At 72.8% G+C, this 19,358-nt stretch carries 15 protein-coding genes and 1 pseudogene; 11 read left to right on the top strand and 5 right to left on the bottom strand.

All coding sequences use genetic code 11. The annotated features are described in order from the left end of the window. Positions 1-90 precede the first annotated feature (90 nt). The gene (locus tag ACWDAS_RS31310) at positions 91-1,503 is read left to right on the top strand and encodes a nucleobase:cation symporter-2 family protein (protein WP_450397735.1); all 1,413 of its coding nucleotides are present in this window, start codon (positions 91-93) and stop codon (positions 1,501-1,503) included. Here the strand turns inward: ACWDAS_RS31310 and ACWDAS_RS31315 are convergent. After that, a pseudogene (locus tag ACWDAS_RS31315) lies at positions 1,405-1,805 on the bottom strand (ArsR/SmtB family transcription factor). The gene ACWDAS_RS31310 and the pseudogene ACWDAS_RS31315 overlap by 99 nt on opposite strands. A gap of 113 nt (positions 1,806-1,918) precedes the next feature. Between ACWDAS_RS31315 and ACWDAS_RS31320 the strand changes: the two are divergent. From ACWDAS_RS31320 to ACWDAS_RS31335, 4 genes are all read left to right on the top strand, one after another. Beyond that, on the top strand, positions 1,919-3,004 hold the full coding sequence (locus ACWDAS_RS31320) for a WD40/YVTN/BNR-like repeat-containing protein (RefSeq protein WP_450397737.1): 1,086 nt from the start codon (positions 1,919-1,921) through the stop codon (positions 3,002-3,004). Positions 3,005-3,035: 31 nt separating this feature from the next. Beyond that, positions 3,036-3,713 (top strand): uracil-DNA glycosylase, encoded by a 678-nt coding sequence (locus ACWDAS_RS31325; RefSeq protein ID WP_450397739.1) that lies wholly within the window; start codon positions 3,036-3,038, stop codon positions 3,711-3,713. A gap of 25 nt (positions 3,714-3,738) precedes the next feature. Further along, positions 3,739-4,578 carry a phospholipid scramblase-related protein gene (locus tag ACWDAS_RS31330; RefSeq protein ID WP_450397741.1) on the top strand — a complete coding sequence of 280 codons (840 nt, stop codon included), beginning with the start codon at positions 3,739-3,741 and terminating at the stop codon, positions 4,576-4,578. Positions 4,579-4,704: 126 nt separating this feature from the next. Next, positions 4,705-5,580, top strand: a complete 876-nt coding sequence (locus tag ACWDAS_RS31335; RefSeq protein WP_450397743.1) for a sirohydrochlorin chelatase — start codon at positions 4,705-4,707, stop codon at positions 5,578-5,580. A gap of 95 nt (positions 5,581-5,675) precedes the next feature. Here the strand turns inward: ACWDAS_RS31335 and ACWDAS_RS31340 are convergent, their stop codons facing one another. The 3 genes from ACWDAS_RS31340 to ACWDAS_RS31350 form a co-directional block, all read right to left on the bottom strand. Next, positions 5,676-6,713: a lactonase family protein gene (locus ACWDAS_RS31340; RefSeq protein WP_450397745.1), complete on the bottom strand. Its 1,038-nt coding sequence runs from the start codon at positions 6,711-6,713 to the stop codon at positions 5,676-5,678. A gap of 78 nt (positions 6,714-6,791) precedes the next feature. After that, positions 6,792-8,057 (bottom strand): nitric oxide synthase oxygenase, encoded by a 1,266-nt coding sequence (locus ACWDAS_RS31345; RefSeq protein ID WP_450397860.1) that lies wholly within the window; start codon positions 8,055-8,057, stop codon positions 6,792-6,794. 446 nt (positions 8,058-8,503) lie between these two features. After that, entirely contained in the window at positions 8,504-10,012 is a 1,509-nt protein-coding gene (locus tag ACWDAS_RS31350; RefSeq protein WP_450397747.1) for an FUSC family protein, read from the bottom strand. 380 nt (positions 10,013-10,392) lie between these two features. Between ACWDAS_RS31350 and ACWDAS_RS31355 the strand changes: the two genes are divergently transcribed. The 5 genes from ACWDAS_RS31355 (at position 10,393) to ACWDAS_RS31375 (ending at position 15,370) form a co-directional block, all read left to right on the top strand. Then, positions 10,393-10,920: a (2Fe-2S)-binding protein gene (locus tag ACWDAS_RS31355; protein WP_450397748.1), complete on the top strand. Its 528-nt coding sequence runs from the start codon at positions 10,393-10,395 to the stop codon at positions 10,918-10,920. Continuing rightward, entirely contained in the window at positions 10,907-11,896 is a 990-nt protein-coding gene (locus ACWDAS_RS31360) for an FAD binding domain-containing protein (RefSeq protein WP_450397750.1), read from the top strand. Before ACWDAS_RS31355 ends, ACWDAS_RS31360 begins: the two co-directional genes overlap by 14 nt. After that, the gene (locus ACWDAS_RS31365; RefSeq protein WP_450397752.1) at positions 11,893-14,100 is read left to right on the top strand and encodes a xanthine dehydrogenase family protein molybdopterin-binding subunit; all 2,208 of its coding nucleotides are present in this window, start codon (positions 11,893-11,895) and stop codon (positions 14,098-14,100) included. Before ACWDAS_RS31360 ends, ACWDAS_RS31365 begins: the two co-directional genes overlap by 4 nt. Positions 14,101-14,181: 81 nt before the next feature. Beyond that, on the top strand, positions 14,182-14,673 hold the full coding sequence (locus ACWDAS_RS31370; protein WP_450397753.1) for an Lrp/AsnC family transcriptional regulator: 492 nt from the start codon (positions 14,182-14,184) through the stop codon (positions 14,671-14,673). A 25-nt stretch (positions 14,674-14,698) separates the two neighbouring features. Then, positions 14,699-15,370, top strand: coding sequence for an HAD family hydrolase (locus tag ACWDAS_RS31375; protein WP_450397755.1), 672 nt, complete (start codon positions 14,699-14,701; stop codon positions 15,368-15,370). A gap of 150 nt (positions 15,371-15,520) precedes the next feature. On the opposite strand, the gene ACWDAS_RS31380 is transcribed toward ACWDAS_RS31375, so the two are convergent. Further along, on the bottom strand, positions 15,521-15,865 hold the full coding sequence (locus ACWDAS_RS31380; RefSeq protein ID WP_450397757.1) for a hypothetical protein: 345 nt from the start codon (positions 15,863-15,865) through the stop codon (positions 15,521-15,523). A gap of 110 nt (positions 15,866-15,975) precedes the next feature. Here ACWDAS_RS31380 and ACWDAS_RS31385 point away from each other — a divergent pair, with 110 nt between their 5' ends. Next, the gene (locus ACWDAS_RS31385; RefSeq protein ID WP_450397759.1) at positions 15,976-19,353 is read left to right on the top strand and encodes an AfsR/SARP family transcriptional regulator; all 3,378 of its coding nucleotides are present in this window, start codon (positions 15,976-15,978) and stop codon (positions 19,351-19,353) included. Positions 19,354-19,358 lie beyond the last annotated feature (5 nt).

A 19,358-nucleotide genomic window follows, 5' to 3' on the forward strand; every position in this document is an offset into this window, starting at 1 on the left:
CGCAATCAACAAACCGTTTACGCTCTCCAAGGTCCCGGGCATCCCCTTCACGATCAACCGCTCATTCGCGCCGCGTTCGAGGAGCTGCCCATGGCGACGCCGACGCACAGCCCTGCCGTCCATCCCGTCGACGAGGTCCTGCCCGCCGCCCAACTCGGGGCGTTCGGCCTGCAGCACGTGCTGGCGATGTACGCGGGCGCGGTCGCCGTACCGCTCATCGTCGGCAGCGCGCTGAAGCTGTCACCCGCCGAGCTCGCCTACCTCATCACGGCCGACCTGCTGGTGTGCGGCATCGCCACGCTCCTGCAGTGCGTGGGCTGGTGGCGGTTCGGAGTCCGGCTGCCCATCATGCAGGGCTGCACTTTCGCCGCGGTCTCGCCCATGGTGCTGATCGGCCAGGACGGCGGACTCCCCGCCATCTACGGCGCCGTCATCGCCTCCGGGCTGGCGATGCTCGTGCTGGCACCGGTCTTCGGGCGCCTGCTCCGGTTCTTCCCGCCGCTCGTGACCGGGACCGTCATCCTGATCATCGGCCTCAGCCTGCTGCCTGTGGCCGGCAACTGGGCCGCCGGCGGGGTGGGTTCCGCGGACTTCGGCGCGCCGAGGAACCTCGCGCTCGCGGCCGGCGTGCTGGTGGCCGTCCTGCTGATCCAGCGTTTCGCGCCCGGGTTCGTCGCGCGCATCGCGGTCCTGGCGGGCATCGTCCTGGGCACCCTGGCGGCAGTGCCGCTGGGCTTCACCGACTTCGGCGCGGTCGGTGACGCGGACTGGCTCGGGATCAGCACGCCCTTCCACTTCGGCACGCCTTCCTTCCAGGGCGCCGCGATCGCCTCGATGCTCGTCGTGGCGCTGGTGACGATGACCGAGACGACCGGCGACATCATCGCCGTGGGCGAGCTCACCGGCCGCCACGTGGGGCCGCGGCGGCTCGCGGACGGACTGCGCGCGGACGGCGTCTCGACCGTGCTCGGCGGGGTCTTCAACACCTTCCCGTACACCGCGTACGCGCAGAACGTCGGCCTGGTCGGACTGACCCGGGTGCGCAGCCGCTGGGTGGTGGCGACCGCGGGCGGCATCCTCGTCCTGCTGGGGCTGCTGCCCAAGCTGGGCGCGGTGGTCGCGGCGATCCCCGCGCCCGTGCTCGGCGGGGCCGGGCTGGTGATGTTCGGGACGGTGGCGGCGAGCGGGGTGCGGACGCTGTCCAGCGTCGACTTCCACGGCAACAGCAATCTGACCGTGGTGGCGGTGTCGGTCGCGGTGGGGCTGCTGCCGGTCGGCGTCCCGACGGTCTACGACGGGTTCCCCGACTGGTTCCAGACGGTGATGGACAGCGGGATCAGCGCCGGCTGCATCACCGCGATCGTGCTCAACCTGCTCTTCAACCACCTGCCCGGCGGATCGGGTTCAGGCGCGGACGCGGCCGGCGGCCCCGCCGAGCCGCCCGTCCTGCCCGTCGGCGGCGGCGAGGACGCTGCCCAGAAGACCGGGGAAGACCGCGTCTAGGTCCTCGCGGCGCAGCGCGTTCATCTTGGACGTGCCCCGGTAGGTCTGGCTGATCACCCCGGCCTCGCGCAGCACCCGGAAGTGGTGGGTGCAGGTGGACTTGCTGACCGGCAACTCGACGTCGGAGCACGCCGCCTCCGCCCCAGCGCCGCCAGGGTGCGCACCACACGCAGGCGCAGGGGGTCGGACAGCGCGTGCAGCACGGCCTCCAGGCGGATGTCCGCGCGTTCCGGGTGCTCGCACACCCTCCCGCCGGTGGCCGGAGCGCGGGCTGCCTTGGTCGGAGGCTGCTGCGGCGCCATGGGGCCCTGTTGCCGCCGAGCGGGAAGAACGCGCGCCGCGGCCCCCGTTGTCGGTGGGACGGTGCAGAATCTGTGATGCAGGACACATTCCCGTAGCTCGGAGATGGTGCGTCATGGACGACGTCGTACTCGCGATCGGCACACGCAAAGGACTCTTCCTGGGGCGCCGGGGCGGCGCCGGGAGGTGGGAGCTGACCGGCCCGCACTTCCCCATGCAGGCGGTGTACTCGGTGGGCATCGACACGCGCCGCGCGGCGCCCAGGCTGCTGGTCGGCGCGGACAGTTCGCACTGGGGCCCCTCGGTGTTCCGCTCGGACGACCTAGGGCGCAGCTGGGAGGAGCCGGCCCGGCCGGCGGTGCGGTTCCCCAAGGAGACGGACACGTCCCTGGAGCGCGTCTGGCAGCTCCAGCCGGGCGGCACCGGCGACCCGGACCTGGTGTGGGCCGGCACGGAGCCGGGCGCGCTGTTCCGGTCCGACGACGGAGGAGTGACGTTCGACTTCGTGCGGAGTCTGTGGGAGCACCCCCAACGGGAGCAGTGGGGCGCCGGGTTCGGCGGCCAGGCGGTCCACACGGTGCTCACCGATCCGCGCGACGCCGACGCGGTGACCGTGGCCGTCTCCACGGGCGGGGTCTACCGCTCGGCCGACGGCGGCGGCAGCTGGACGCCCTCCAACACCGGGATCAAGGCGGAGTTCATGCCCGACCCGTATCCGGAGTTCGGCCAGTGCGTGCACAAGGTCGCCCGGGACGCCGAGGACCTCGACCGGCTCTATCTGCAGAACCACGGCGGTGTCTACCGCAGCGACGACGCGGGCGCGAGCTGGACCGAGATCGGCAAGGGCCTGCCCGCCGACTTCGGCTTCGCCATCGCCGCCCACCCGCGCCGCGGCGGCGTCGCGTACGTCTCCCCCGTCAACGACGGCGGTGACCGCTACCAGCCTGACTACCGCTGCCGCGTCTACCGCACGGAGGACGCCGGAGGCTCGTGGACGGCCCTGTCCGCCGGCCTGCCCGACGAGGAGCACTACGGCGTGGTGCTCCGCGACGGGCTGCGCACCGACGACGCGGACCCGGTCGGGGTGTATTTCGGCAACCGCAACGGCGAGGTGTACGCCAGCGCCGACGAGGGCGACAGCTGGCGGCTCGTGGCCTCGCACCTGCCGGACGTGCTGTGCGTGCGGGCGGCCGTGGTCTGAGTGTCGGTGTGAGCCACTAGAGTGACCAACTGTGGCTGCACGACCATTGAACGAGATCGTCGAAGAGGGCTGGGCCAAGGCGCTGGAGCCGGTGGCCGGGAACATCGCCGCGATGGGCGACTTCCTGCGCGCCGAGATCGCCGCGGGCCGCACCTACCTGCCGTCGGGGGCGAACGTGCTGCGCGCGTTCCAGCAGCCCTTCGACGACGTCCGGGTGCTGATCGTGGGCCAGGACCCGTATCCCACCCCGGGGCACGCCGTCGGGCTCTCCTTCTCGGTCGCCCCCGAGGTGCGGCCGCTGCCCGGCAGCCTGGAGAACATCTACCGGGAGCTCAACACCGACCTCGGCCTGCCCAGGCCCTCCAACGGCGACCTCACGCCGTGGACCCGGCAGGGCGTCCTGCTGCTCAACAGGGCGCTCACCACCGCCCCGCGCAAGCCCGCGGCGCACCGCGGCAAGGGCTGGGAGGCGGTCACCGAGCAGGCCATCCGCGCACTTGCCGCGCGCGGCAAGCCCCTGGTGTCCATCCTCTGGGGCTCCGACGCGCGCAAGCTGCGTCCGCTGCTGGGGAGTCTGCCGGCCGTCGAGTCCGCCCACCCCTCCCCCATGTCGGCCGACCGCGGCTTCTTCGGCTCGCGTCCGTTCAGCCGGGCCAACGACCTCCTGGCGCGGCAGGGCGGGCATCCGGTGGAGTGGCGGCTGCCCTGACAGGGGCAGCCGTTAGTCTGCCCGGGTGACGACGCATTCGAACACTCCGGCGGGCTGGTACCCGGACCCGCACGGCACTCAGAACCTGCTGCGTTACTGGGACGGATCCCAGTGGACGGAGCACACGCACGCGGGCGGCCCGCAGGTCCCTCCGCAGCCCAAGGACAACCCCTGGGAGCTGGGCGTAGACGGGGGGCACGACCCGTCGCGCATCCAGCGCCAGGTGCAGCAGCAGGCCGGCGTCGCCCCCGGTGGGCCCGGCGGGGGCACACTCTTCAGCGAGCCGGTCCTGGTGGTCAATCAGAAGGCCAAACTCATCGAGCTGAACAACGAGTACAGCGTCTTCGACCAGCAGGGCCGCCAGCTCGGCTCGGTGATCCAGGTCGGCCAGAGCACCGCGCGCAAGGTGCTGCGCTTCGTCGCCAGCGTCGACCAGTTCATGTCGGTGCGGCTCGAGGTGCGGGACGCGCACGGGCAGCCGCAGCTGCTGCTCACGCGGCCGGCGAAGTTCATCAAGTCGAAGGTGGTCGTGCAACGCGCCGACGGCACGACGCTCGGCGAGATCGTCCAGCAGAACGCCATCGGCAAGATCAACTTCTCCTTCGAGGCCAACGGCCAGAAGATCGGCGCGATCAAGGCCGAGAACTGGCGTGCCTGGAACTTCGCCATCGTCGACCACACCGACACCGAGGTCGCCCGGATCACCAAGACCTGGGAGGGCCTGGCGAAGACGATGTTCACCACGGCCGACAACTACGTGCTGCAGATCCACCGGCAGCTGCCGGACCCCCTGCTGAGCATGGTCGTCGCCTCGGCCCTCACCGTGGACACCGCCCTCAAGCAGGACTCGCGCGGCCTGGGCTGATCATGGCGCGCATACGGTGTCGGGGTGTGCGGACCCGGCACCGTATCGGGGCAGAACCGGACAGGTAACCCCTGGGATGGACCCGCCCGAACAACAGAGCGCGCAAAGGCACTAGCATGCCTCGCCATGAGCACTGCCGAAGGCCCCGCACCCGGGCTGCCCGTTCGTATGCCCCGCCCCCGCCAGCCCGGGCGGCACCGGCGGCCGGAACCGCTGACCACGCCCGAGGGCGCCCCCGCACTGGTCCTCGCCGTGCCCGGCACCCCGTCCCCCGCGATACGCAGTCTCGCGGAGGAGATCGTCAGCATCGCCCGCATCGAGTTGTCCGGTCTCGACCCGCGCATCGGCTACGTCGACGGCGACGGCGAGGAGTACCCGACGCTCGAGTCCGTGGTGGCCCAGGCCGCCACCGAGCGCGGGGACGAGGCCCCCGCGGCCGTCGTCGTCCCGCTGCTGGCCGGCCCCGAGCCGTCGGTGATGCGCCGGATCCGCCAGGCCGTGATGGACAGCCGCGCCGCCGCCGAGGTGACCGATGTGCTCGGCCCTCACCCGCTGCTGGCCGAGGCGCTGCACGTGCGGCTCTCCGAGGCCGGCCTGGCCCGCGCCGACCGCGCCCGCCTGTTCACGGTGGCCACGGCCGCCGACGGCATCATCCTGGCCACCGTCGGTGGCGAGGAGGCCGTCCAGGCCGCCGGTGTGACCGGTCTGCTGCTGGCCGCGCGCCTCGCGGTGCCGGTGCTGGCCGCCGCCCTGGACATCGAGGGCTCGGTCGCCCAGGCCGCCGACCAGCTGCGGTCCTCCGGCTCGCTGACGCTGGCGCTCGCGCCGTACGTGGTCGGCCCCGAGGTCGCCCCCGAGGTGCTGCACGACGCCGCCAAGGAGGCCGGTTGCTCCTCGGCCGACGCGCTGGGCCCCTACCCGACCATCGGCAAGCTGATCGTCGCCACGTACACGGCGGCCCTGGGCCTCGCCCAGCCGCCGCAGGGCGCCCCGCTCGGCTGAGCCGGCCGGGCCGCCGACGACTACGGCGTGGTGGCGCCGCCCCGGGATCCCGGGGTGGCGCCACCACGCCGTTGTGCGTTCGGGGACCGCGTCCGTCAGCCGAAGACCACGCAGGACGCGGCCGGTACGGCCACCGAGCCGGCGTGCTTGGGAGTGCCCGTGGCCGGGTCCACGTCGAACCAGCTGACGTCGCCGGAGCGCTCGTTGGCCGCGTAGAGCCGCTTCCCCGAGGGGTCGAGGGCCAGGTGGCGCGGCCAGTCGCCGCCGCAGTCCACCGTCTCCAGCAGTTCCAGCAGATCGCCGCTCTCGTCGAGGGACAGCACGGCGATGCTGTTGTGCCCGCGGTTGGCGGCCCAGGCGAACCGGCCGTCGGGCGAGACCACCAGCTCGGAGGGGTAGTTGGGGCCCGAGGCGTCCGCGGGCAGTACGGAGACCTCGGCGACGGGCTTCAGACGGCCCACCTCCGCGTCCCAGTGACAGACCGTCACCACGGAGTCGAGCTCGTTCATGACGTAGGCGCGGTCGCCACGCGGGTGGAAGGTGAGATGACGCGGTCCGGTGCCGGAGCGCAGGCCCATCTCGCGCTCTATCTCCAGTTCTCCGCTCGCCACGTCGAGTTCGCAGACCCGCACGGAGTCCGTGCCGAGGTCCACGCTGAGCACCCAGCGGCCCGAGGGGTCGGGCAGCACCATGTGGGCGTGCGGGCCCTCCTGCCGCTCCCGGACCGGGCCGTCGCCCTCGTGTTCCAGGATGTGCCGCGGCTCGCCGAGCGCGCCCCGCTCGTCCACCGGCAGCACGCTGACGGTGCCGGAGGCGTAGTTGGCGGTGAGCAGATGGCCCCGGTGCAGGCACAGGTGGGTGGGCGCACCGCCGCCCACCGGTACGGCGGCGCCCATCGGTTCCGGACGGGCGGGGTCGTCCAGCGAGAAGACGGCCGCGCCGCCGGCCTCGGCGTGCTCACTGACGGCGTAGAGCAGGGTGCGGTCCTCGGAGAGCACGAGGAAGGACGGGTCCTCCACCGCGGAGTCGGCGCGCAGCACCGTCAGCGCCCCCGAGTCGGGGTCGACGGCGGCGGTGGTCAGTCCCTTGCCACCCGCCGAGGTGAACGACCCGATGTAAACGTGCCCGGCCACTGCCGTACCTCTTCCGCTGGTTGTCTGTACGGCGGCTGAGAGTAACGCAGTGGCCGGAAACCGATCCCGTTGCCCCCGTCACACCAGGGTCTCGCCCCGGGAGAGGGCCAGCGATTCGGGGTGGTGGACATAGGCGGGGGTCAGCTCGCCGGTGTCGTAGTAGCGGTGGAAGACGCCGGTGGCCGAGCCGGAGATGGGCGGCACGATCCACGACCAGTCGGCCGGAACGGGACGGCCCTTGCGCTCCTCCCGGTCGATGTGGGCCAGGAAGCGGCGGGATTCGGTGTGGTGGTCGGTGATGGTGGCACCGACGCGGTCGAAGGAGTGCAGCACGGCCCGGTTGAGTTCGACCAGGGCCCGGTCGCGCCAGAGCGAGCGGTCGCTGGAGGTGTCGAGGCCCAGGCGTTCGGCGAAGCGCGGCAGGAGGTCGTAGCGGTCGGTGTCGGCCAGGTTGCGCGCGCCGATCTCGGTACCCATGTACCAGCCGTTGAACGGGGCGGCCGGGTAGCAGACGCCGCCGATCTCCAGGCACATGGAGGAGATGGCGGGAACCGCGTGCCACCGCAGACCCCATTCCGCCAGCCAGTCGAACTCCGGGTGCACGATGGGCACCTGCAGCACCGCGTCGGGCGGCAGCGGGAAATGACGCGGCGGCTCGCCACCGCCCTGGACGACCAGCGGCAGGACGTCGAAGGCCGTGCCGGGGCCGCCGGACCAGCCGAGCTGCCGGGCGACCTCGGTGATGCCCGCGTTGCACGGATCGCCGAGCACTCCGCCGTCGGGGCGGGGGTAGCCGGCGTAGCGGATGAGCTGGTCGTTCCAGATCCTCGGGCCGGGCCGGTCCGGTGTGTCCGGGGCGAAGACGGTGATGACCGGGCGTATTCGGCCGCCGTTGGTGGCGACCCGCAGGTGGGCCGCGGCCTCCAGGGCCACCCCCCGCGCGGTCGCGACGTGGCGGCGGTCGCGGACCTGGAGGGAGTTCCAGTACAGCCGCCCTATGCAGCGGTTGCTGTTGCGCCACGCGACGCGCGCTCCGAAGACCAGCTCCTCGTGCGTGTGCCGGTAGGTGCCGGTCGCGTCGATCTCCGCGAGCACCGCGGCCAGCCGTTCCTCCGGGTCCCCTGCGGCACCGGGCAGCTCCTCGTGGTACTGCCGTACGAAGTCGGTGGCCAGCGCGCGGACGTCCACGTCCTTGTGCTGGGCGATCCGGCCCGCGCCGTGACCGGCCTCGCCCTCGACGGGGCAGGAGAGCGGCACGCCATCGGGATGTCGCTCGTCGTCGCCCTCCTCAGGGGCCTGCGGGTGCCCCGCGGGGCATCCGGTCATCGGCTCGGGGCCGTCCATCCGCGCGTGCTCCGCCGTCGGCGGCACGCGGTCCGGTCCGGCCGGCCGCTCGTTCTTCGCACCGGTACGGCGCAGAAATCTCAGCACGCCAGGCACCCCCAAGACCGCCCTGCGCGGACCGTGTCCCTTACGGCCCGCGGATACGACGCGAGATGGAATCGGTCTTACCGCTTGTCAGGAGTGAGTCATCCTGGCATGCCCCGCCGAACACGACGTCGAATTGGGTGAATTGACGACAACACGACTCAGGTTGGCCGCAATCCGGTCACGTCACGACCGTGACCGGTCCCGATCCGCCTGGGGGCGCACACCAACGCAGCGCGCACGCCCGGCGCCGCCACAAGTGGGCACGGCACGGCGTGAGCGCGCCCCCCGCGGGGCGCGCGGGGCCACGGCGGGCCTCGCAGCGTCGGCGCGCCCGGCAGGGCGACCCGTGCGCGGACGGGTCAGGGGGTGCCCGTGGGGCGCGGCGAGGCACTGAGGGGGGCGGCCAGGCCGGTGAGGGCGGTCTCGAGGCTCCGCAGGTGCCCCAGGGCGCGGTCGGCGTGTGGGTGGGGGCCGGCGGCGTCGGCGGCGGGCACCGCGGGCGTCAGGGCACCGCTTCCGGCAGCGCCCGGGGGCACCAGGCGCAGGACGGCGATCTCGACGCGGCGGCAGGCGGCCGTGAGGCGCTCGTCGTGGCAGGCGTACGGGTCGGCGACGACCTCCGCGAGGCCGCGGACCTGGCGGGCGCACTCGTCGAGCAGGGCGAGGACCGTGCGGGCCCGGGCCTTGCGGTGCCGCATCGGGCTCAGCGGATGCACCAGCGGGGCGACGGTGGCGCGGACGCGCTCCAGGAGCACGTCCAGTTCCGCCACATGGCGGCCCAGGTCTTCACCCGGGCCGCCCGCGAGGTGGCGGGCGGCCTCGCCGGTGAAGTCGCGCACGGCCCCCAGCGCGTGCCGGATCCACGCGTCGGTCGCCGCGTGCGTGGTCACCGGGAGCACCGCCAGGACCGCGACGGCCGCGCCGAGGACACCGACGGCGGTCTCCCCCAGCCGCAGCGCGAGCAGCCCGGGGTGGAGGATGCCGAGCAGGCCGTAGAGCAGCCCCGCCATGACGGTCACGAAGAACATCATCCAGCTGTAGGAGACCGGGGCGGTGTAGAAGATCCCGAAGACGCACACGGCGACCAGCGCGGCGGTCGGCGCGGTCGCCCCGTGCAGCGGGAGCGCGACGGCGAACCCGGCGACAATGCCGGTGACGGTGCCCAGGACGCGGCGGAAGCCGCGCACGAGCGTCTCGCCGCGGGACGTGGTGTTCACGAAGATCCACCAGGCGGTGCCGACGGCCCAGTACCAGCGGTCCTCGGACAGCGCCTGGCCCACGGCCACCGCGATGCCGGCCGCGAGGACCGCCTGGAAGGCCTGCCGGGTCGTCGGGCGGCGCAGCCCGCGCGGCTGGGCCAGGGCGACGGCGGGCGCCGGCGCGGCGCCGCGCTCGTAGCACCACAGGCCGAAGCGGACGAGGGCGGCGCAGGCGAGCCCGAGGCCCATGGCCCCGTACAGCTCGGGCAGCAGGCCCGGCCCGGCCCGCAGGAACTGGGCGATGAAGAACATCATGAAGGCGAAGACGCCCGCCGCGTGGCCGCGCGGCCCCCAGCGGCGGGCGTAGACCCCGGCGAAGACGACGGCGAGGAAGGCCGCGTCCCGCGCGCCCGGGTACGGGTGCAGCCACGCGGCCAGCGCGAGGACGGGGAAGCCGACGACGGGCATCAGCGCGGTCGTCACGGCCTGCCGCGCCGGGCCCGGGTCGGCGACGACGAACAGCGCGAGCAGCGCGGCCAGCCCGCCGACCACGACGGCGGGCAGCGGCAGCCCGGCCGACGCCACGGCGGCGACCGCCCCTCCGATGCCCAGGACGGCGCGCGTGGCGCTGCGCAGCCGCGCGCGTCCCGGGTCCGCTGCGATGAACATCCGCTTCACCACCTTGTCCGTCCTGCCCCCTCGCTGTGTCGCGATGTGTGCCCCCGCAGGGCTCCGTACATGGGAAAGGCGCTGCGGGGACCCCAGGTCTCCCGCAACGCCATCGTCGGCCCAGGAAAACATCCTCCGTGCCCGTGGCTCAAGCGCCCGTCCTTTCGCTGGGCCATTGGCACAGCCGACAGGGCGCGGCCCCGGCCGAGGCGGGGCCAGTGGCCATGCCGAAACGCCCATTCGGCGTATATTGATGGAAAAGGCGGATCTATTGACGTGAAATAGTCGATTCCCGCCTTTAACAGCGCCTGAGAACCATCTCACCGGATCCGCCCCAGGAGGGGCTCGAGTCGAATCCGACCCGTCCGGAGGAGGACGCGATGAGGGACGTGGCGAGCAAGCGGGACGTGGACGACCGTCCCGACAGCATCGAGCGGGTCGTGACACTCGACGTGAACGGGCGGTCGTACACCCTGCGCCTCGACACCCGTGTCACACTGCTGGACGCCCTGCGGGACCGGATGGGCCTGGTGGGCACGAAGAAGGGCTGCGACCAGGGTGCCTGCGGCGCCTGCACGGTCCACGTCGACGGCCGGAGAGTGCTGTCCTGCCTGACCCTGGCGGCCCAGGCCGAGGGCCGGGCGATCACCACCATCGAGGGCATCTCCGGCGCCGACGGGCCGCACCCCGTGCAGCGGTCGTTCGTCGAGCACGACGGCTTCCAGTGCGGCTTCTGCACCCCCGGGCAGATCATGTCCGCGGTGGCGCTGATGGCCGAGGGCCGTACCGGTTCGGACGACGAGATCCGGGAGTTCATGAGCGGCAACCTGTGCCGCTGCGGGGCCTATCCCAACATCGTGGCCGCGATCCGCGAGGCGGCGTCGGGAGGTTACGATGCGCACCTTTGACTACGTGCGGGCGACCGACACCCAAGAGGTGGTGCGGATGCTGGCGGACGACCCGGCGGCGTCCTGTCTGGCGGGCGGCACGACGCAGCTCGACCTGATGAAGGACGGGGTCCTGGAACCGCCGCGGCTCATCGACATCACCCGGCTCCCCCTGCACGGCATCGAGCGGCGCGGTGAGTCCCTGCACGTGGGAGCACTGGCCACGATGGAGGAGCTGGCCGCCGACGCCACGGTGGCCGAGCGGCTGCCCGTGGTGCGCGAGGCCCTGCTGCTGGCCGCGTCCGTCCAGCTCCGCAACATGGCCACCATCGGGGGCAATCTGCTCCAGCGCACGCGGTGCCGCTACTTCCGCGACCCCGCGGTCCTGGAGTGCAACAAGCGCTCCGCGGGCACGGGCTGCGCGGCGGTGCGGGGCGCGGCGCGCATGCACGCCGTGCTCGGCGTGAGCGAGCGCTGCATCGCCCTGCACGCCTCCGACCTCGCCGTCGCGCTGGTGGCGCTCGACGCGGTCGTGCACATCCAGGGGCTGTCGGGCCGGCGCACCGTGCCGCTGACGGAGTTCTACCTGACGGCCGACGAGAGCCCCGAGCGCGAGAACGTCCTGGAGCACGCCGAGCTGATCACCGAGGTCGAGATCCCGCTGCCGCCGCCCGCCGCCCGGTCGGGCTACCTCAAGGTCCGCGACCGTATGTCGTACGAGTTCGCCCTCACCTCGGCCGCGGTGCTGCTCGTCGTGGACGGCGGCACGGTCCGTCAGGCCCGCGTCGGGCTGGGCGGGGTGGGCTCGAAGCCCTGGCGGGCCTACGAGGCCGAGCACGTGCTGACCGGCGCGCCGGCCACGACGGCCACCTTCAGGGACGCGGCGGAGGCGACGATGCGCGACGCCTGGACCGTGCCGGGCACGGCGTTCAAGGTGCCGCTCGCCCGGCGCACCCTGGTGCGCGAGCTGCAGACAGTGTCAGGAGTGACCGCATGAGCACCGTCGAGAGCAGGCCCCTGGTCGGCGCGGGCGTCAGCCGGGTCGACGGGCCGCGCAAGGTCACCGGCGCCGCGCCCTACCCGATGGACTTCAGCGTCCCCGGCCAGGCCTACGGCGCCCTGGTGCAGAGCACCATCGCCGCGGGCCGGATCGCCCGGATGGACACCGAGGCGGCCGAGCGCTCGCCCGGAGTGATCTCGGTGCTCACCCACGAGAACACTCCGGAGGTCGGGACGGGCCCGACGACCGTGCTCGGCGCGGCACCCCCAGCCCCCCTGCGCAACGACCGGATCATCCACCACGGGCAGCACATCGCCTTCGTGGTGGCCGAGACGCCCGAGCAGGCCGCTGCCGCGGCGCGGCTGGTGAGCGCCGAGTACGAGGCCGCGGAGCCGTTGCTGGACCTGCAGGACCCCCGGGCCGAGCACCTCGTCGACCCATGGGGGATGGACCACACGCGCGGCGACGCCGCCGCCGCGCTGGAGGCCGCCGACGTGACCGTGCGCGGCACGTACTTCACGGCGGACAACACCAACAACCCGCTCGGGCTGTTCGCCACCCTGGCCGTGTGGGAGGAGGACACCCTCACCGTCCACGACACCAGTCAGTGGCCGTCGATGGTGCGCACCACCCTCGCCATGGCCTTCGGCATCCCGGAGAGCTCGGTACGGGTCCTGGTCCCCTATGTGGGCGGGGGTTTCGGCGCCGGGCTGCGGGCGTGGCCGCACGTGATCCTCACGGCCGTGGCCGCCCGGGTGCTCAAGCGCCCGGTGAAGCTGGTGCTGACCCGGCCGCAGATGTTCACCTCCATCGGGCACCGCCCCAGCGGGGTGCAGTGGCTCAGCGTCGGCGCCACGCGCGACGGCGAACTGGTCGCCCTCGACCACCGCAGCCTCAGCTCGCTGAGCATGGAGGACAACGACTTCGAGCCCTTCTCCTCCGGAACCTCCTTCGCCTACCGGTGTCCCAACGTCATCACCCGGGACCAGCAGGTCAAACTCAACATCGCCGTCCCGACGTCGATGCGCGCCCCGGCCGAGGCGCAGGGCAACTTCGCGCTGGAGTCGGCGCTCGACGAGCTGGCGTACACCCTGCGCATCGACCCGGTGGAGCTTCGGGTGCGCAACCACACCGACGTCGACCCGCGCAACGGGCTGCCCTGGACCGGCAAGGCGATGCTGGAGTGCTACGAGGTCGGCGCGCGGCGCTTCGGCTGGTACGACCGCACCCCCGAGCCGCGGTCCATGCGCGAGGGGAACTGGCTCGTCGGCTACGGCATGGCGAGCGCGATGTTCCCGTACTTCGCGACGGCGTGCATGGCCGAGGCCACCGTCAACCGCGACGGCAGCGCCTTCGTGCGCAGCGCGGCGACCGACATCGGCACCGGCACCGGCACCGTGATGGCCCAGCTGTCCGCCGAGGAGCTGGGCCTGCCCCTGGAGAAGGTCCGTTTCGACCTCGGCGACTCCGACATGCCCGACTCGATGATGGCGGGCGGCTCGGGCCTGACGGGCGCGCTCGGCAACGCCGTGCACGACGCCTGCCAGAAGCTGGTGGGGCTGTTCGCGGACCTCGCGCGCGGGGACGCCGACTCGCCCCTGCTGGGGGCGTCCCCTGACGATGTCGAGGTCTCCGGCGGCCGGGTCCACCTCGTGGGCCGCCCAGGCCACGGCGAGTCGTACGTCGACATCCTCGCCCGGCACGGGCTGCCTCAGCTCACGGCGACCGGGAGCAGCACCCCTTTGAACGCCGAGGAGCTGGGCATGTCGCCCGCCGGGGCCTACGGCGCGAAGTTCGTCGAGGTCCGTGTCGACGCCGACCTCGGCCTCGTCCGGGTCTCCCGGGTGGTGTCCGTGATCGACGGCGGGCGCATCCTCAACGAGAAGACGGCCAGGAGCCAGATCATCGGCGCCACCGTCGGCGGGATCGGCATGGCCCTGTACGAGGACACCGTCACCGACCCGCGCACCGGCCGCATCGCCAACGGGACGTTCGCCGACTACCTCGTGGCGGTGAACGCGGACATCCCGGAGCTCGACGTGATCTTCGTCGGCGAGCCCGACCACGGTACGCCGACCGGCACCAAGGGCGTCGGCGAGGTCGGCCTGGTCGGCATCGCGCCGGCGATCTCCAACGCCGTCTACCACGCCACCGGCAAGCGCATCCGCGAACTGCCGATCACCCTCGACGTCCTCCTCTGAGCCGCCCGCGCGGGCCGTTGGTACGGTCGGTCCGCTGGTCGTGTGTCGTACGACCCGGGTCCCGAAGGAGGAAGGCGGCCCATGCCCGCCGACGAGCTGGACGCGCGGATCCTCGCGCTGCTGCTGGAGCAGCCGCGCACGAGCGTGCGCGAGTACGCCCGCATCCTGGGGGTGGCGCGCGGGACGCTCCAGGCCCGGCTGGACCGCATGGAGCGGGACGGGGTGATCACCGGGTACGGCCCGCGGCTGTCGCCCGAGGCGCTGGGCTACCGGGTGCTGGCCTTCGTCCACCTGGAGGTGACCCAGGGCCATCTGGACGACACGGGTGAGGCCCTGGCCGCCGTGCCCGAGATCATCGAGGCGTTCTCGATCACCGGCGGCGGCGACCTGCTGACCCGGGTGGTCGCCCGCGACGCCGCGCATCTGGAGGACGTGATCCAGCGCCTGATCCAGGTGCCGGGCGTGGTCCGCACCCGTACCGAGGTCGCGTTGCGCGAACGGGTGCCGCAGCGGATGCTGCCGCTGGTGCGGGAGATCGGCAGGGAAGCCGCCGCCGGCCGCCGCACGCCGTGATCGCCGTCTTGGCATGCTGGGGAGCATGACCCTGCCCGCGGTGATATTCGACCTCGACGGCACCCTCGTGGACAGCGAGCCCAACTACTTCGAGGCGGGCCGCCGGCTGCTGGCCGCCCACGGGGTGGACGACTTCACCTGGGAGCAGCACCGGCGCTTCATCGGGATCGGCACCAAGGAGACGCTGGAGACCCTGCGCGAGGAGTACGGCCTGTCCGCGTCCGTCCAGGAGTTGCTGGACGGCAAGAACCGGCTCTACCTGGAGCTGGCCCGTGCGGCCACCGACGTCTTCCCCCGGATGCGCGCCTTCGTGGACCTGCTGGCGGACGCCGGTCACCCCATGGCGGTGGCCTCCGGCTCCTCGCGGGACGCGATCCGTGCAGTGCTCGCGGGCACCGGGCTGGACGCCCTGCTGACGACCGTGGTGTCCGCGGAGGAGGTCGACCGCGGCAAGCCCGCCCCCGACGTCTTCCTGGAGGCGGCGGCCCGGCTCGGGGTGGACCCGGTGGACTGCGTGGTGGTCGAGGACGCGCCGCCCGGTGCCGAGGCGGCGCACCGGGCGGGCATGCGGTGCGTCGCCGTCCCGTATCTCGCGATGCAGGCCGACGATCCGGCCTTCGGGACGGCCGGCCTGCTGGTGCGCGGTGGGCAGAGCGCCTTCGACGCCAGGGCCGTCATGGAGTGGCTGACGGCCTGACCGCGCTCCGGGTGGCGCCCGGCGCCTGAACGGCGCGCCGTCAACCCTGCGGTCAATGGTGGTGCATGGTGCCCGCTTCGGCCTGCGCCCCGACCGCCGTGGCGGCAGCAGGAGGAGGCGGACCCCGTGAAGCTCGTCGTCGAACTCAGGTCAGCCCCCGCTCCCACGGGCGACCAGCGATTCGTGCCGTGTCCGGCGCTCCGCGCGGAGCACGGCACGGGCCGCCGCGAGGACCTCCTCGTCCGACTCCACCCCGCAGCCCGTCAGGACCTGAAGCAGCCGGGTCCACCACACGTCGGGGTCCGTCTCGTAGGCGTCCAGCACCCGTACGCCGTAACCGCCGCGCACACTGTTGCCGCCGGCCCCGCTCAAACGCCGGCGGACCACCTCTCTCAGCGCGGCGTGGAGGTCGTGGACGACTCCGCGTGACGTGTCCGTGAGTCCGGCCGCCGCCCCCGTGGCCAACGCGGTGGCCACCAACTCCGCTTCGGTCACTCGGACCCCCTTCGGTTGTGCGGGTTGTGCGATGTCATGTCCGCCACCATGGCCGGGCGTGCTGCAATGCTGATGAAATTCCGATGATGTACGGGAGTGGAGGCTCGGAGATGAGCGGGGGATCTCCCCAGCGGCTGCGGATCGAGCTGCTCGGGCCGCTACGGGCCTGGCAGGGCGGAACACCGCTGGATCTCGGGCCTGCCAAGCGACAGGCCGTGCTGGCCGCGTTGCTGCTCCGTCAGGGAACCGTGGTGAGCCATGAGCGGCTGCTCGACGCGGTGTGGGGGACGGAGCCGCCCGCATCCGGTCACAAGGTGCTGGCCAGTCACGTGAACCCGCTGCGCAGGGCACTCGATGCCGAAGGCACCCGGCACACGGAGTCGGTGATCCGCAGCGGCAAGGGCTGGTACCGCGTCGTCACCGACGACGTCCGGCTCGATGTGGCGGACCTGGACGAGCGCGGCGACGAGGCACTGCGGACCAAAGCGTCCGGCGACCTGGCCACCGCGACGGACCAGCTGTCCGTGGCGCTCGCGCTGTTCCGGGGTGAGCCATTGGCCAACCTCCCGGGACCGTTCGCGCAGGCCGAGCGGGAACGGCTGCTGGAGCGCCGGCGAACGCTTCGGCTGGCCCGGCTCGAAGGCCTCGTTCTGCTGGGCCGCTTCGGGGAGGCCCTGGACGGCCTCGCCGCGCTGTCCGCGTCCGACCGGTATGACGAGTCGCTGCTGGCGTTGCGCATGCGGGCCCTGTACGGCTGCGAACGTCAGGCGGAAGCACTGAACGCCTACCAGGACATGCGCGAACGCCTGCGTGACGAGCTCGGAGTCGATCCCGGTGAGGAGCTCCGCCGGGTGTACGAGGCGGTGCTGCGCCAGGACGACGCCTGCCTCCTCGGTCCGGCTACTCCTGCCGCGCAGACGCTCTCCGGGCCCGTCCCCCGCGACGATCCGGCAGCAGCCGCGCCGGCGCGACCGGGGTCACCGGCCCGGTCCGCCCACCCGTCACACGGCAGCGCCCCGTTGGCACCGGCCGAGTTGCCGCACGGCGCCGCGGGATTCGCCGGCCGCACCGGGGAACTCGCCCGGCTGCACGCGCTGCTTCCGCCGGAGCACGGCCAGGAGCCGGTGAGCACGGTGGTCATCTCCGCCATCGGCGGTGCCGCCGGCATCGGCAAGACCGCTCTGGCGGTGCACTGGGCGCACCAGGTGCGTGAACGCTTCCCGGACGGTCAGCTCTATGTGAACCTGCACGGATTCGACCACGACCGGCCGCCGCTGAAGGCCGGCGAGGCCCTGGAACTCCTGCTGCGCAGCCTGGGGCTCCAGGCGTCGGAGATCCCCCTGAACGACGAGGCGCAGGCCCGCGTGTACCGGACTCTGCTGTCGGGCAGACGCCTGCTCGTCCTGCTGGACAACGCGGCATCGGCGGAGCAGGTCCGAGCTCTGCTGCCGGGCAGCCCGTCCTGCTGCGTCCTCGTCACCAGTCGCAACAGGCTCGGCGATCTCGTCGCCCGCGACGGGGCCCACGCCTTGCCCCTGGACCTCCTCCAGCCGGCCGAGGCCCGCGCGCTGCTCAGCCGGGCACTCGGCGCCGACCGGCTGTCCGCCGAACCGCACGCCGCAGACGACCTGATCCGGCTGTGCGGCAGACTTCCGCTGGCGCTGCGCGTGGCCGCCGCCAGGCTGGCGGGCGATCCGGGGCTGCGCCTGACCGACCTGGTCGCCGAGATGTCCCAGGGCAACCGGCTGGAGGCGCTGGAGCCGGACGATGACGACGACTCCCCTCTGCGGACGGCCTTTTCCGCGTCGTACGCGGTTCTGGCGCCCGCCGCACGCCGGCTGTTCCGCCTGCTCGGCCTGTTCCCCGGTCCACAGTTCACCGCCGAGGTCGCGTCGGCCCTCCTGGACGTACCGCTGCCGCAGGCCCGACGCCTGCTCGGCGCCCTGGCCGCGGCCCATCTGGTCGAGGCCGCGACGGCGGGCCGGTACCTCTTCCATGATCTCCTCCGCGAGTACGCGCGGGAGCGCGCGCGGGTGGAGGAGACGGCTGCGGATCGTGACGCGGCATTGAAGCGCGTCCTGACCTGGTACCTGAGCGCCGCTCGCACCGTCGGGGGAAGCTGGCTCTTCCCGGAGCTGCCCCACGACCTCGCCCCCGGCGATCACCCGGGCGTTCCGCCCGCCACCGCGGCCGGACGATGGCTGGAGGCGGAACGGGCGAACCTGCTCGCCGTCATCAACCATGCCGGCCGCCACGGTCCCCGCCCCGTCGCCTGGCACCTGGCGAACGCACTGTTCGGCTACTTCTGGCTCCATCTGCCGCGGGCGACGTGGCAGGCCACGGCACGGACAGCCCTGGACGCGGCCACGGCGGAAGGCGACCTGTTCGGCCAGGCGGCCATGCACAGCAGCCTCGGACTGCTCACGTCGGACCGGGGGCACGGCGGGCAGGCGATGGATCACCACACACGCGTACGGCAGATCAGCCGAGAGCTCGGTTGGGCGACCGGCGAGGCCGCGGGTCTCGGCGGCATGGCCCAGGCCGAATGGGGCATGGCGCGCCTCGACAACGCGCGCGATCATGTCACCACCGGCTTGCGGATCGCCCGTGCCGCGGGAAACCGTCACCTCGAAGCGCTGGGGCTGGTCGTCCTCGGTGTGACCTGCCGGGATCTGGGCCGCCTGCGCGAGGCCGCCGACCACCTCGAAACGGCCATGAGCCGGAACAGGGAGATCGGCTGGGACGACCACAGCCTGGCTCTGCAGAATCTGGGCTGGGTGTACTGGGAACTCGGCCGTCTGACCGATGGCCTTGAGGCCCTCGGTCCCAAAGTGACCGCCCACGGGAGGGGCGGATACCGCAACGACCGCGCCATGATGCTGGACGCCGTCGCGAGGATCAACATCGAGCTCGGCCGCCACGACGAGGCGCTGGAACAGGCCGAGCGTGCCTTCGCCATGGGCAAGGACAGAGGACGGCGCTGGATTCAGGCCGCCATCCTCAACACGATCGCCGCCGCCCATCGGAAGCTGGCCCAGTTCGACCGATCGGTGCGGGCCGGCGGGCGGGCTCTCGACTTGGCCCGCGAGTCGGGATACCGACGTACCGAGGCGGACTGCATCCTGGGGCTCTCGCTCACATACCGGCAACTGGGCCGGCACGACGACGCACGCCGCCATGCCGAGCAGGCGCTGCGCCTGGCGCGCGACCGCGGTTTCCGCGTGGTGGAGGGTCAGGCGCTGACCGTCATGGGCGAGCTGGCGGAATCGGATGCGGCGTACGCCACTGCGGTCGCCATCGGCCGCGAGGCACTGGCCGTTCACCGGTGGACCGGCCACCGGCTGGGCGAAGCCCGCACCTTGGCGGCCCTCAGCCGCGCCCTCCACAAGGACGGGGACGCCGCCGCCGGGGCGGTGAGGCAGCAGGCACTGGACGTCTTCTCACGCGTCGGGGTGCCGGCGGAGGAGTGCGGAGATCTCGGCTGGTGACGTTG

Source organism: Streptomyces sp. NPDC001070 (assembly GCF_053598835.1).